At 65.1% G+C, this 14,285-nt stretch carries 10 protein-coding genes and 1 pseudogene; 5 read left to right on the forward strand and 6 right to left on the reverse strand.

Going from position 1 to position 14,285, the window contains the following annotated elements; all coding sequences use genetic code 11:
- Window positions 1–57: 57 nt before the first annotated feature.
- The 4 genes from N878_RS25060 to N878_RS27795 all read right to left on the reverse strand — a co-directional run bounded on the left by N878_RS25060 (window position 58) and on the right by N878_RS27795 (window position 4,182).
- The gene (locus tag N878_RS25060; protein ID WP_021446216.1) at window positions 58–2,250 is read right to left on the reverse strand and encodes a molybdopterin cofactor-binding domain-containing protein; all 2,193 of its coding nucleotides are present in this window, start codon (window positions 2,248–2,250) and stop codon (window positions 58–60) included.
- 2 nt (window positions 2,251–2,252) lie between these two features.
- Window positions 2,253–2,729, reverse strand: coding sequence for a (2Fe-2S)-binding protein (locus N878_RS25065; RefSeq protein ID WP_021446217.1), 477 nt, complete (start codon window positions 2,727–2,729; stop codon window positions 2,253–2,255).
- Between the two features lie 95 nt (window positions 2,730–2,824).
- Window positions 2,825–3,142, reverse strand: a complete 318-nt coding sequence (locus N878_RS25070) for a c-type cytochrome (RefSeq protein WP_021446218.1) — start codon at window positions 3,140–3,142, stop codon at window positions 2,825–2,827.
- Window positions 3,143–3,231: 89 nt separating this feature from the next.
- Window positions 3,232–4,182: a LysR family transcriptional regulator gene (locus N878_RS27795; protein WP_082457952.1), complete on the reverse strand. Its 951-nt coding sequence runs from the start codon at window positions 4,180–4,182 to the stop codon at window positions 3,232–3,234.
- A gap of 652 nt (window positions 4,183–4,834) precedes the next feature.
- On the opposite strand from N878_RS27795, the gene N878_RS25080 reads away from it, so the two are divergent.
- On the forward strand, window positions 4,835–6,088 hold the full coding sequence (locus N878_RS25080) for an OprD family porin (protein ID WP_021446220.1): 1,254 nt from the start codon (window positions 4,835–4,837) through the stop codon (window positions 6,086–6,088).
- Window positions 6,089–6,150: 62 nt separating this feature from the next.
- On the opposite strand, the gene N878_RS25085 is transcribed toward N878_RS25080, so the two are convergent.
- Together N878_RS25085 and N878_RS25090 are read right to left on the reverse strand one after the other, a co-directional pair.
- Window positions 6,151–7,044, reverse strand: coding sequence for a chemotaxis protein CheV (locus N878_RS25085; RefSeq protein ID WP_021446221.1), 894 nt, complete (start codon window positions 7,042–7,044; stop codon window positions 6,151–6,153).
- A 56-nt stretch (window positions 7,045–7,100) separates the two neighbouring features.
- Window positions 7,101–8,123: a zinc-dependent alcohol dehydrogenase family protein gene (locus tag N878_RS25090; RefSeq protein WP_021446222.1), complete on the reverse strand. Its 1,023-nt coding sequence runs from the start codon at window positions 8,121–8,123 to the stop codon at window positions 7,101–7,103.
- Between the two features lie 229 nt (window positions 8,124–8,352).
- On the opposite strand from N878_RS25090, the gene N878_RS25095 reads away from it, so the two are divergent.
- The 4 genes and pseudogenes from N878_RS25095 to N878_RS25110 form a co-directional block, all read left to right on the forward strand.
- Complete coding sequence (locus N878_RS25095) at window positions 8,353–9,267, forward strand: LysR substrate-binding domain-containing protein (protein WP_021446223.1); 915 nt, start codon at window positions 8,353–8,355, stop codon at window positions 9,265–9,267.
- A 186-nt stretch (window positions 9,268–9,453) separates the two neighbouring features.
- Entirely contained in the window at window positions 9,454–10,692 is a 1,239-nt protein-coding gene (gene mexE, locus N878_RS25100) for a multidrug efflux RND transporter periplasmic adaptor subunit MexE (protein WP_021446224.1), read from the forward strand.
- Window positions 10,693–10,762: 70 nt separating this feature from the next.
- Window positions 10,763–13,945 carry an efflux RND transporter permease subunit gene (locus tag N878_RS25105; protein WP_021446225.1) on the forward strand — a complete coding sequence of 1,061 codons (3,183 nt, stop codon included), beginning with the start codon at window positions 10,763–10,765 and terminating at the stop codon, window positions 13,943–13,945.
- Window positions 13,942–14,285, forward strand: a pseudogene (locus N878_RS25110) (TolC family protein); the annotation flags it as partial. The gene N878_RS25105 and the pseudogene N878_RS25110, both read left to right, overlap by 4 nt.

Raw genomic sequence — 14,285 nt, forward strand, 5'->3', positions numbered from 1 at the left:
GGCTGAGCCCCGCACCAGGGCGGCGCTGCGAGCCTGCGTGCCCGCGGCCGTGCGCGGTCAGGCCGTGCGCAGTGCCTGCGGGTCGATCGGCAGACTGCGCAAGCGCTTGCCAGTGGCGGCGAAGATGGCATTGACCACCGCCGGAGCGATGGTCACCGTCGATACCTCACCCAGACCGCCCGGCGACTCTCTGCTCTCCACCACGTGGGTGATGATCTCGGGGACCTCGTTGATCCGCAGCATGCGATAGGTATCGAAGTTCCCCTGCTCCACCCGGCCATCCTTGAAGGTGATATTGCCAAATAGCGCGGCAGTAAGGCCGAAGATGGTGCCGCCCTGGATCTGCGCCACCACGCTGTCAGGGTTGATTGGAATGCCGCAGTCGACCACGGAGGTGACCTTGAGCACCCGCACATCGCCATTGGGACTTACGCTGACCTCGGCGACCTGGGCTGCATAAGTGCTGAAGCAGTAAGTCAGTGCCAGACCGCGGCCATGCCCCTGGGGCAATGGGCTGTCCCAGTTGGACTCATCGCGCAACTGCTGCAACACCTTGATCGCTCGTGGGTGCTCCTTCAGCAGGGGATAACGGTACTCGAAGGGATCGGCCTGGGCGATGTGAGCCAGCTCGTCGAGGAAGCCCTCGACCATAAAAGCGTTCTGCGTATGGCCTACACCGCGCCAGAAAGCCGGGGTGATACCCGTCGGTGGCTCATGGCGAACATACTGCACATTGATGTTGGGGAAGGCATACGGCCCGCTGGCATCGCGGATGGCGTCGCGATCGAGGCCATTGACGAAAGCCGCCGGCGCCCAGCGCGCCAGGATCGAACCGCCAGTGACCTTATGGGTCCAGGCCACAGGGCTATTCTTCTCGTCCAGTCCGGCACTCAAGTGGCTGTAGTGATAGGGACGCAAGGTGCTGTGACGCGTGTCTTCCTCGCGCGACCAGATCACCTTCACGGGGTAGTCCACCTGCTTGGCGATCTTCACCGCATGGATCACGAAGTCGACCTCCAAGCGTCGCCCGAAACCGCCGCCGATCAGATGATTGTGTACCGTCACGGCCTCCTCGGGCAGACCGGTCAGCTCTGCGGCTGCCGTCTTGGCGCGGGTCGGAACCTGAATACCCAACCACAGATCGCAGGCGTCCTTGCGCACATGTACCGTGCAGTTCACCGGCTCGAGGCAAGCATGTGCGAGAAACGGCACCTGATAGACCGCGTCGACTTTCTTCGCGGCCTTCTGCAAGGCCTCCTCGACATTACCCTCGTTGCGAGCCTCGACGCCTTTTTGCTCTGAAGCCTTGCGGATATCCTCCAGCATCTGCGCGCTCGACACCTGACCGTTAGCACCGGGGTTCCACTTGATCTGCAAGGCCGCCAAGCCCTTCCGCGCAGCCCCCATGTGATCGGCAACAACAGCGACCGCATTATCCGTACGGATCACCTCACGCACGCCACGCACCGCCATTGCCGGGGCCGCGTCGACCTCGTCGAGTGTGCCGCCGACTATCGGGCAGATGGTGATTGCGGCAACCTTCATGCCCTCCGGATGTACGTCAATGCCAAACACTGCAGTGCCGTTGACCTTGCTCGGCGAGTCGGTGCGCCTGGCCGGTGTACCGATCAATTTGAAGTCCTTGGGATCCTTCAGCGGTATGGACTCCGGCAAGGCCAACTTGGCAGCGGCATCCACCAACTCGCCGTAACCGAGCTTGCGTCCGCTGGACGGGTGTAGCACCTCCCCCTTCTCCGCTTTGCAACTGTCGGTCGCCACGCCCCACTGCTGGGCAGCGGCAGCGACCAGTAGCACGCGCGCTGCCGCTCCGGCCTCGCGCAGTGGCAGCCAGTTGGCCGGTACCGAGGTAGAGCCGCCGGTGACCTGAAAACCGAGCATCGGATTGGCGTAGCGGGTGTCGTCGGCCGGGGCGTGCTCGATGGTCACCTGATCGAGTCCCACCTCCAACTCCTCGGCAATCAGCGCCGGCATCGAGGTGTAGGTCCCCTGCCCCATCTCCACCGGCTGGATGGTGAGATAGATACGCCCATCGCGATCGATGCGCACATAAGCATTGGGTTCAAAACTGGCCCCTTCGGCCGCCTGCGCACCACGCATCAAAACCGGTAGGGAGAAGCTGATCAGCAGCCCTCCACCGAGCGCTGCGCTGGCCTTGAGAAAATGACGTCGGCTCAGGCCGATACGCTCGTCCGGAGCAGCCGCCATCGACAGATCCTGCAAGCTGTTCATGCTCAACCCTCCACCTGTGCGACCGGCTGCTCGGCAGCTAACTTGATGGCTTCGCGTATCCGCACGTAGGTGCTACAGCGGCAAATGTTACCGGCCATGGCTGCGTCGATATCGCTGTCGCTTGGACTGGCGTTACGCGCCAGCAACGCACTGGCGGACATGATCTGCCCGGACTGACAGTAGCCGCACTGCACCACTTCATGAGCCAACCAGGCTTCCTGTATGCGTTTGCCAGCCGGTGTTTCCCCGACCGCTTCGATGGTGGTGATTTCGGCACCGACCATGGCACTGACCGGCATGATGCAGGAGCGCACCGCATTGCCATTCATATGCACCGTACAAGCACCGCACAGCGCCATGCCGCAGCCAAACTTGGTGCCGGTCATTCCGAGTACATCGCGTAGCACCCAGAGCAAGGGGGTGTCGTCATCGACATCCACCTGATGCTCTCTGCCATTGATCTTCAGTGTGTGAGCCATGAAAGTGTCCTCGCCAATCCGGTAAGCGCCCGCCTTGTCCCGGCAGCACAACCAGCGTTGGCGGGACGATTCTCGGTGTGCGGAGCATGTGTCGGTTACTGGTGACCTGTGGTCAGAATCCACTCGGCGATGCTGCTCGCATCGGCGTCGCTGAGCTGGGTTTGAGGAGGCATAGGCACGGTCCCCCAGGACCCTGAACCACCACTCTTGATACTGGCGGCAAGCTGCTCGGCACTCTTGCTGCCGTCCCCGTAGCGCTGGGCCACCTCCTGCCAGGAGGGGCCGACGACGCGAGCGGCGGGTTGGTGGCAGGCGGTACAGGCGTTGCTCTGCAACAATTTAGTGACATCGGCATGGGCCAAGGGTAATGACAACAGGCCACATGCGACCGCAAGAGTGGGGATCTTGTGCATGCTCATCTCCTTTCGTTACCCCCGAAAAGACTAGATAGCCATCACCCCCTGGAAAACCGCACATTCGTGCAAGAGCCTTGAAGGCAAACTTAATACTCAGGCTTTGGCATCGATCCCGACAGCTCCGACAACCTTCCTTGGCATCCAGGATTCTGGCCTCTCAGGTGGTCGATCAGCAGGCGCAGACGACTGGAGATGCTTCGCCGATCCGGGAAGTAGAGCATGTAGGGGGCGATCGTCCTTCCCCAACCGTCCAGCACTGCGCGCAAGCCTCCCTGCGTCTGAAGCGCATCGGTGTATCCGTGAGGCAGATAGGCAATTCCCAAACCGTCAACGGCGGACTGCAACAGCGCCACCGGATCACTGTGGACCAAACGACTCTTGATACCGACCTGCACACGTTCTTGGCCATTTTCGAACACCCAGCGTTCCACGGCCCCGGTAGCCGGATGGCGATAACCGATGCAATCGTGGCTGCCCAATTCATTCGGGTGCCCTGGCAGCCCACGGTCTGCCAGATAATGCGGCGCAGCCAAGGCAAGCATGCGCTGTTCCGATCCCAGGGCAACGGCTACCAGGTCGCGCTCGACCTGCCAGTCCTGGCCAAGGCCGGCGTCGAATCCCTCGGCCACCAGATCCACTCGCGACTCACGCAGCACAATATCGATGTCGATGGCGGGATAGCGCTGCAGAAAGGAACGCAGATGAGGGCGCAGCACCGTCAGATAGGCTGGCGTGGATGCCACCAGACGCAACTGCCCGGCGGGTGCACAAGCCTGATCGGCGATCTCGTCGGCAGCATGAGCCAGCTCGACCACCAGGGGTTTGACCCGCTTCAGAAAGCGCTCACCCGGCTCGGTCAACTTGACGCTACGGGTCGTACGCTTGAGCAGCACCACCCCCAGCCTCCCCTCGAGGCTGCGCACCACCTGGCTTACCGCCGAGGTGGATACGCCCAGTCGTTGGGCTGCGTGCGTGAAGCTGCGGTGTTCGGCCACCTGCACAAAGGTGACCAGACCATCGAGATGATCCTGGCGCATGTACAGCCTCTGAGCTGGGGGTTCTAGCGGACGCCGAGAATAGATCCGGTTTTCGACGACCACCCTCTACGACACAGGGCTCCTGCCGGGCCGTAAAACAACGGAAGATGCCAGAGCGTCCCGCACAGCCCGAGCTACCGACAATCGATATAAATGCATTACTGGGTTGATTTTCTATCAAACGAAATGCAGCAAGTCGCGCCAGGTTCAGTGCGAGAAGTCGTCGCGCGAAGGGCGGGCAAGGCAATAATCGGTGGGGAAGCGGAGTGTACCTGCCCGCGTTGCCGTTAAGACGTAGCGCCCATTCTCTCAAGGCTACGCCAGCGCAGAAGGCGTAGCGTTTGATCACCCCAAAGTGCCGCCGCATGAGCTAAAAAAGCCGCACTGGAAACCCAGGCGGCTGCTAAGTCTTAACCAAAGGAGATGAAGCGCAGTCAGCGAGCCGCGCCGAACGCGCAGCTCATGGAATCTTCATCGCGTGCAGGCTAGCGCCGTTCGTCCCGTTCGGCTTATCGAAGCAATCGATAGTGATCATCGATAAGCGTCAATGGCCCGCTCGCCAGCCCGGTGATAACTCTTAGCGGCCCCTCTGGGCCGGGCCTGACCTCGCTGTCAGGCCTGCTCGCATAAAACACCGACACCGGGAGCACCCATGTACAACAAGCACTGTCTCGCGCTGGCTTGCAGCCTCGCGCTCGGCGCGCCGTTGGCTCATGCCAGCAGCCAGGCACAATCGAACGGCTTCGTCGAAGATGCCAGCCTCGATCTGCTGCTGCGCAACGCCTACTTCAACCGCGACTACAAGGACCGTACCAACGACGCCAAGTCCTGGGGCCAGGGTTTCATCGCCACCTTCGAGTCGGGATTCACCCAGGGCACCGTCGGGGTCGGCGTCGATGCCTTCGGCCTGCTGGGGGTGAAACTCGATAGCGGCCGCGGGCGCAACTACCGCGCCTTCTTCGACACCGACAGCGAGGGCCGCCCGGTCGACGAGCTGTCTCAGGCCGGCGCCGCGGTCAAGCTGCGCCTGTCCGATACCGTGATCAAGTACGGCAACCAGTTCCCGTCCCTGCCCGTGCTGGCCCATGACGACAGCCGCCTGCTGCCGCAGTCCTTCACCGGCACCCTGGTCACCAGCAACGAGATCGAGGGCCTGGAACTCAATGCCGGCCGCTTCACCGCCGACAGCCCGATGGGCGATCCGGCGCGCGATCCCAATCGCCTCAAGAGCATCGACGTGCTCGGCGGCAGCTACGCGGTCAGCGACGATCTGAGCCTGGCGCTGTACCACTCCGACATCGAGGACCTGTACAAGCGCTATTACGCCAACCTCAACTACAACCTGGCGCTGACCGCCGAGCAGGCGCTGAATTTCGACTTCAACCTCTACCGCACCAAGTACGATGACGGCTCTACCGCCGCGCTGGATTTCGGCGGCGACGGCCAGGGCGATCGCAACAGCATCTGGAGCCTGGCGGCCAAGTACAGCGTCGGCGCCCACGCCTTCATCCTCGCCCATCAGCGCAACAGCGGCGATGCCGGTTTCGCCTACGACTACGGCGACGGTGGCGCGAGCATCTACCTGGCCAACTCCTACTACTCGGACTTCAACCGCAAGGACGAGCGCTCCTGGCAGGCCAGCTACGAGCTGGATTTCAGCGACTATGGCGTTCCGGGGCTGCGCTACAAGCTCGCCTACGTACGCGGCGACAATATCGACACCGGCACCGACAACGAGGGCACCGAGCGCGAGCTGTTCAACCAGGTCAGCTACACCGTGCAGAGCGGTGCGGCCAAGGACCTGTCGCTGCGCCTGCGCAATTCCATCTACCGCTCCAGCACCGATGTCGGCCCGGATCTCAACGAGATTCGCGCCTTCGTCGAGTACCCGCTGAACATTCTCTGAGCAGCGCCCTGCCCCGGCCTTGGTGGGCCGGGGTGGGGAATGCGAAGAGCGGAAGACGCGGCCTAACGCTGGCCGCTGATCTGGCGAAAGGCGTTGAGCAGGGCCTGGCTCAGGTCGACCGAGGAAAACTTGGTGAGCACCGCGTTGGCGCCCACCGACCTGGCTTTCTCGGTGTTCATGGTGCTGTCCAGCGAGGTGTGCAGCAGCACGTAGGTGTCGGCGATGTCGGCACTGCGGCGGATTTCCCGCACCAGGTTGTAGCCGTCCATCTCCGGCATCTCGATGTCCGACACCAGCAGCTCGAACGGCATGCCGGCCTGGCGATACTCCTGCAGCTTTTGCAGCGCGGCCTGGGCGCTGCGCACCGCGGTGCAGTCCAGGCCCAGCTGACGCAGGACATTGACCGTCTGCTGCAAGGCCACCTGGGAGTCGTCGACTATCAGTACGCGGCGGCCCTGCAACAGCTGGCCGTCGTCGCCTTCGAGCAATTGCCCCACCGGCGCATCGTCCAGCGCCGGGGCGATGTCGTGCAACACCTTCTCGATATCGAGAATCTGCACGATGGCGCCATCGATCTGGGTCACCCCGGTGATGAAGGCGCGACTGCCGGAGGCGGCAGGTGGCGGCCGCACGTCGCGGGTCGAGCATTGCACGATGCGATCGACGCTCTTGACGTGCAGGCCCTGGCGCGAGCGACTCAACTCGGTGACGATCAGACAGCCCTCGTCCTCGCTGGAACCGCCGCGTTCGCCGATGGCGCGGGCCAGGTCGATCACCGTCAACGCCGAGCCACGCAAGGTGGCGATGCCGCGCACGTTGGGATGGCGGTTGGGCAGCTTGGTCAGCGGCGGACAGGGGATGATCTCGTTGACCTTGAGCAGGTTGATGCCCAGCAGCCTGCCGCTGTGCAGGCGGAACAACAGCAGCGACAGGGCATCGCCGGTGACGAGGGTCATGAAGGGATCCTTGGACTGAAAACCTGCAGGTTATAGCGGCCGAACGGCCGCGGACTTTAATCCGCGGCCAGTTCCAAGGCCACCCGCCCACGATTCGGACAGGTTTCCATATAGCGGTGCGCGGCGACGAAATCGTCGAAGGCGAACACTTTGTCGATCACCGGCGTGAGCAAACGATCGGCGGTCATCTGGTTGATGTGCTGCAGCGCGCGCTGCACCGCCTCGGCGTTGGGCTCGATGCCCAGCTCCGGGTGGCCGGTGAAATCCAGCACGCAGTGCCGGTAGAACTGCAGGTGCTTCTTGAACGCGGCGCAGGCCGGAAACGCGGTGTCGTTGCCGCCGTTGACCCCGTAGAGGATCAGCTTGCCGCGCGGCGCGGCGATGTCGCCGAGCAGCTTCATCTGCGGCCCGGCGCACTGGTCGAGGATGACCTCGACACCCTTGCCTTCGGTGTAGCGCTCGACTTCCAGCACCAGGTCCTGTTCCTCGGTGACCACCACCTTGTCGGCGCCCAGGCCGCGCAGGAACTCGCGGTCGTCGGCCGAGCCGGTGGCGGCGATCACCTTGGCGCCAAGCGCCTTGGCCAGCTGCACGGTCTGCGGCGCCATGCAGTGACTGGCCTCGGTGATCAGCACGTGCTGGCCGGGCTTGAGCTGGGCCAGGTCGACCAGGGCGAAATAGCCGAACAGCAGTGCGGTGTAATGCACGCTGGCAGCCACCGGGCTGAGCACCTCGGGATAACGGGTCAGGGCGTAGCGCGGCATCAGCACCAGATCGCCCCAGGTCGGGTAGCGATTCGGCGTGCTGGCGGGGAAACCGGCCACGGCCGTGCCGAGCGGAAAGTCGTCGACGCCCTCGCCCACTGCAGCCACCGTACCGGCCAGTTCGAAGCCCATGCCTGCCGGCAACTGCGCCTGCTCGGCAGCCAGATTCTGCCGCCACAGCACGTCATTCCAGCCCAGGCCCACGGCCTGCACGCGCACCAGCACTTCGCCGGGGCCTGGCACAGGAGTGGGTACTTCCTCGTACTGGAGTACCTCGGCATCGCCGAATTTATGGAAACGGATCATGCGGGACATCGCTATACCTCGAGCTCCGATCACGGATTAACACTTCAATGCCTGTGGACTCTATCCGCAGATCGCCGCTGGCACCACCCGCCGGCATCGATAGTGCACATGCCTGGCAGTGATTCAACAGCGTGCCGGGCACCTTTCAATCTCGCCCGTACTGCCCGTACTATTGCGCGGCAAGGCTCTCATTTGCCACGCCGTGCTGACAAGGCCCGGTCTCTCGGATGGTAACCGGATGAACCGCAACGACCTGCGCCGCCTCGACCTCAACCTGCTGATCGTCTTCGAGACGCTGATGCACGAGCGCAGCGTGACCCGCGCCGCGGAAAAGCTGTTCCTCGGCCAGCCGGCGATCAGCGCCGCCCTCGCCCGCCTGCGCAGCCTGTTCGACGACCCCCTGTTCGTGCGTACCGGGCGCAGCATGGAGCCGACCCCGCGCGCCCAGGAAATCTTCGCCCTGCTCGCCCCGGCACTGGACTCGATCTCCACCGCGGTCAGCCGCGCCGCCGACTTCGACCCGGCCACCAGCAAGGCGGTGTTTCGCGTCGGCCTGTCCGACGACGTCGAATTCGCCCTGCTGCCGGCCCTGCTCCGCCGCCTGCGCGCCGAGGCGCCGGGCGTGGTGCTGGTGGTGCGGCGCACCAACTACCTGCTGATGCCGGGCCTGCTGGCCTCCGGCGAAATCTCCGTAGGCGTCGCCTACACCGAGGAGCTGCCGGCCAATGCCAAGCGCAAGGTGCTGCGCCGCAGCAAGGCGCGCCTGCTGCGCGCCGACGCCGTGCCCGGTGCGCTGAGCCTGGACGACTACTGCGCCAGGCCGCATGCGCTGGTGTCGTTCGCCGGCGACCTCACTGGCTTCATCGACGAAGAACTGGAGAGGATCGGCCGCAAGCGCCATGTGGTGCTGGCCGTGCCGCAGTTCAACGGCCTGGGCACGCTGCTCGCCGGCACCGACATAGTCGCCAGCGTGCCGGACTACACCGCCGCCGTGCTCACCGCCGCCGGCGGCCTGCGCGCCGAGGAGCTACCGCTGCAGACCCAGTCCTTCGAACTGCACATGGCCTGGCGCGGTGCCCAGGACAACGACCCGGCCGAACGCTGGCTGCGCTCGCGCATCCAGATGTTCTGCGGCGATCCGGACAGCCTGTAGCCGCCAGGCGAAAAGGCACCGATAACGGGCACCGCAATGCCTTCGCGCACCATCATCGAGCCTCGACGATAGAGCGCTGCCAATCATCATTACCGCTGATATTCAACTTCGCGGCATTCGATTCGTCGTCGGCCAGCCCTCGCAGCAGACTCCGCCCATTCACAAATCCGACTGGCGGAGTCACTCATGGAACAGCCCCATAAGAACATCTGGATTTTTCCCCTGGCGCTCGCCGCCACCCTGGTGCTCAGCGCCTGCGGTCAGGCGCCGGACGCCATGCAGCAGATGCCGGCGCCCAAGGTCAGTGTGGCCGAGGTGATCGAGCAGCCGATCAACGAGTGGGACGAGTTCACCGGCCGCCTCGAGGCGCCGCAGTCGGTCGAGGTGCGCCCGCGGGTGTCCGGCTATATCGACAAGGTGGCCTTCGCCGAAGGCGGCCTGGTGAAGAAAGGCGACCTGCTGTTCCAGATCGACCCGCGTCCCTTCCAGGCCGAGGTCAAGCGCCTCGAAGCCCAGCTGCAGCAAGCCCGCGCCAACCTGACCCGAGCCAACAGCGAAGCCCGTCGCGGCGAACGTCTGCGCCAGAGCAACGCCATCTCCGCCGAACTGGCCGACGCCCGCGCCAGCGCCGCCGCCGAGGCCCAGGCCCAGGTCGCGGCGATCCAGGCGGAGCTGGACAACGCCCGCCTCAACCTCGATTTCACCCGCATCACCGCGCCCATCGACGGCCGCGTCAGCCGCGCCGAGATCACCGAAGGCAACCTGGTCGGTGCTGGCGAGAGCCTGCTGACTTCGGTGGTCTCCACCGACAAGGTCTACGCCTACTTCGACGCCGACGAGCGAGTGTTCCTCAAGTACCTTGAGCTGGCCCGCCAGGCCGGCGCCGACGCCCGCGGCGCCAGCCCGGTGTACCTCGGTCTGTCCAGCGAAGACGGTCATCCGCATCTGGGCCAGCTGGACTTTCTCGACAACCAGGTCAACCCGCGCACCGGCACCATCCGCGGTCGTGCGGTGTTCGACAACGCCGATGGCCGCTTCACCCCGGGCCTCTACGCCCGGCTGAAACTGGTCGGCAGTGCGGCCTACCCCGCCGCGCTGATCAAGGACGAGGCGGTCGGCACCGATCTGGGCAAGAAGTTCGTCCTGGTGCTCGGCGAGGACAACGCCGTGGCCTACCGCGCCATCGAGCTGGGGCCGAAGCTGGAGGGCCTGCGCATCGTCCGCAGCGGCCTGGCCAAGGGCGAGAAGATAGTGGTCAACGGCCTGCAGCGGGCCATGCCTGGCGCCACCGTCGATCCGCAGGCGGTGCCCATGGCCGATCCCGCGACCCTGGCCCAGCTGGCGCAGATGCGCCAGGCCGTGGATGGTACTCAGGCCCCGCGCCTGGCCAGCAAGAGCAACGCCGCCGGTACGCCGCGCAGCTGATAACGCCTTGGTGCGCGCAGCGCTCCCTGCATAGGGGGCGCATGGCGCACCCGTGCCCGAGGACAGTCCCATGAATTTCTCGCAATTCTTCGTGCTACGGCCGATCTTCGCCGCGGTGCTGTCGCTGATCATCCTGATCGGCGGCGCCATCTCGCTGTTTCAGTTGCCGATCAGCGAGTACCCGGAAGTGGTGCCGCCCACCGTGGTGGTGCGCGCCAACTTCCCCGGCGCCAACCCCAAGGTGATCGGCGAGACCGTCGCCTCGCCGCTGGAGCAGGCGATCACCGGCGTGGAAGGCATGCTCTACATGTCGTCGCAGTCCACCGCCGACGGCAAGCTGACCCTGACCATCACCTTCGCCCTCGGCACCGACCTGGACAATGCCCAGGTGCAGGTGCAGAACCGCGTGACCCGCACCATGCCGACCCTGCCCACCGAGGTGCAGCGCCTCGGCGTGACCGTCGACAAGGCCTCGCCCGACCTGACCATGGTGGTGCACCTGACCTCGCCGGACGACCGCTACGACATGCTCTACCTGTCCAACTACGCCGCGCTCAACGTCAAGGACGAGCTGGCGCGGCTGGACGGCGTCGGCGACGTGCAGCTGTTCGGCCTGGGCAACTATTCGCTGAGGGTGTGGCTCGACCCGAACAAGGTGGCCTCGCGGGGCCTCACCGCCACCGACGTGGTGAGCGCCATTCGCGAGCAGAACCGCCAGGTGGCGGCCGGCTCGCTCGGCGCGCCGCCTTCGGATGCCGGCAACAGCTTCCAGCTGTCGATCAACACCCAGGGCCGCCTGGTCGACGAGGAGGAGTTCGAGAACATCATCATCCGCGCCGGCGAAGACGGCGAAATCACCCGCCTCAAGGACATCGCCCGCATCGAGCTGGGTTCCAGCCAGTACGCCCTGCGCTCGCTGCTCAACAACAAGCCGGCGGTAGCCATCCCGGTGTTCCAGCGCCCCGGTTCCAATGCCATCGAGATCTCCGATGCGGTGCGGGCACGCATGGCCGAGCTCAAGCAGAGTTTCCCCCAGGGCGTGGACTACGAGATCGTCTACGACCCGACCATCTTCGTGCGTGGCTCCATCGAGGCGGTGGTGCACACCCTGCTCGAGGCCATCGTGCTGGTGGTGCTGGTGGTGGTCCTGTTCCTGCAGACCTGGCGCGCCTCGATCATCCCGCTGGCCGCCGTGCCGGTGTCCTTGATCGGGACCTTCGCCGTGATGCACATGTTCGGCTTCTCGCTCAACGCCCTGTCGCTGTTCGGCCTGGTGCTGGCCATCGGCATCGTGGTGGACGACGCCATCGTCGTGGTGGAGAACGTCGAGCGCAATATCGGCCTGGGCAAGACGCCGGTAGAGGCGACCAAACAAGCCATGAAGGAAGTTACCGGGCCCATCGTCGCCACCGCCCTGGTGCTGTGCGCGGTGTTCGTGCCGACCGCCTTCATCTCCGGGCTGTCCGGGCAGTTCTACCAGCAGTTCGCGCTGACCATCGCCATCTCCACGGTGATCTCGGCGTTCAACTCGCTGACCCTGTCGCCGGCGCTGGCCGCCGCCCTGCTGAGGAGCCATGATGCGCCCAAGGACGGCTTCTCGCGCCTGCTCGACAAGCTGTTCGGCGCCTGGCTGTTCACCCCCTTCAACCGCTTCTTCGACCGCGCCAGCCACGGCTACGTCGGCACCGTGCAGCGCGTGCTGCGCACCAGCGGCGTGGCCATGTTCCTCTACGCCGGCCTGCTGGGGCTGGGCTACCTGGGCTTTTCGACGACGCCCACGGGCTTCGTGCCGCAGCAGGACAAGCAGTACCTGGTGGCCTTCGCCCAGTTGCCGGACGCCGCCACCCTGGACCGTACCGAGGCGGTGATCAAGCGCATGTCGGAGATCGCCGGCAAGCACCCGGGCGTGGAGAACACCGTGGCCTTCCCCGGTCTGTCGATCAACGGCTTCACCAACAGCCCCAACAGCGGCATCGTCTTCACCCCGCTCAAGCCCTTCGACGAGCGCAGTGATCCGTCGATGTCGGCCAACGCCATCGCCGCCGAGCTCAACGCCCAGTTCGCCGAGATCCAGGACGCCTACATCGCCATCTTCCCGCCGCCGCCCGTGCAGGGCCTCGGCACCATCGGTGGCTTCCGCCTGCAGATCCAGGACCGCGGCAGCCTCGGCTACGAGGAGCTGTACGCGCAGACCCAGAACATCCTGGGCAAGGCGCGCCAGTTGCCGGAGCTCAACCCCATGTCGGTGTTCACCAGCTACCAGGTCAACGTGCCGCAGATCGATGCCAACATCGACCGCGAGAAGGCCAAGACCCACGGCGTGGCCATCAGCGACATCTTCGACACCATGCAGGTGTACCTGGGCTCGCTGTACGCCAACGACTTCAACCGCTTCGGCCGCACCTACCAGGTCAACGTCCAGGCCGACCAGCAGTTCCGCCTGGAGCCGGAGCAGATCGGCCAGCTCAAGGTGCGCAACAACCGCGGGGAAATGGTGCCGCTGTCCACCTTCGTCAAGGTGGAGAACAGCGCCGGCCCCGACCGGGTGATGCACTACAACGGTTTCCTCACCGCCGAGATCAACGGCGCGGCGGCGCCCGGCTACAGCTCCGGCCAGGCCGAGGCGGCCATCGCCAAGCTGCTGAAAGAAGAACTGCCCAACGGCATGACCTTCGAGTGGACCGAGCTGACCTATCAGCAGATCCTCGCCGGCAACAGCGCGATCTTCATCTTCCCGCTCTGCGTGCTGCTGGCCTTCCTGGTGCTGGCCGCCCAGTACGAAAGCTGGAGCCTGCCGCTGGCGGTGATCCTGATCGTGCCGACGGTGCTGTTCTCCGCCATCACCGGGGTGATCCTGGCCGGCGGCGACAACAACATCTTCACCCAGATCGGCCTGATCGTACTGGTGGGCCTGGCGTGCAAGAACGCCATCCTCATCGTCGAGTTCGCCAAGGAGAAACAGGAGGAAGGCCTGGATCGCATCAGTGCGGTGCTGGAAGCCTGCCGCCTGCGTCTGCGGCCGATCCTGATGACCTCGATCGCCTTCATCATGGGCGTGGTACCGCTGGTGCTGTCCTCTGGCGCCGGCGCCGAGATGCGCCATGCCATGGGCGTGGCGGTATTTAGCGGGATGATCGGCGTGACCTTCTTCGGTCTGCTGCTGACCCCGGTGTTCTACGTGCTGATCCGCGCCTTCGTCGAGAAACGCCAGGCGCGCAAGGCCCAAGCCGCTGCCCACGAGGTGCACGCATGAAGCGCGTTGCCAATGCCCTGAAGATCAGCCTGCTGGCCCTGGCGGTCAGCGCCTGCGCGGTCGGCCCGGATTACCGCGCGCCGCAGACCGAACCGGCGCGCCTCGACGCGCTGGAGGCCGGCGACTACGACCGCACCCGTTTCGAGGCCGCCTGGTGGCAGCAGTTCGAGGACCCGACGCTGAACCGCCTGGTGCAGCGCTCGCTGGCGGACAACCGCGAGCTGCGCGTGGCCTTCAGCCGCCTGCGCGCGGCGCGGGCGATCCGCGACGATGTCGCCAACGACCGCCTGCCCACCGTCACCAGCCGCGCCAGCGGCGAGTTCGGCAAGGCCCAGCAGCC

This window comes from Pseudomonas sp. EGD-AK9 (genome assembly GCF_000465935.2).
In the GTDB taxonomy this organism is placed as follows: domain Bacteria; phylum Pseudomonadota; class Gammaproteobacteria; order Pseudomonadales; family Pseudomonadaceae; genus Aquipseudomonas.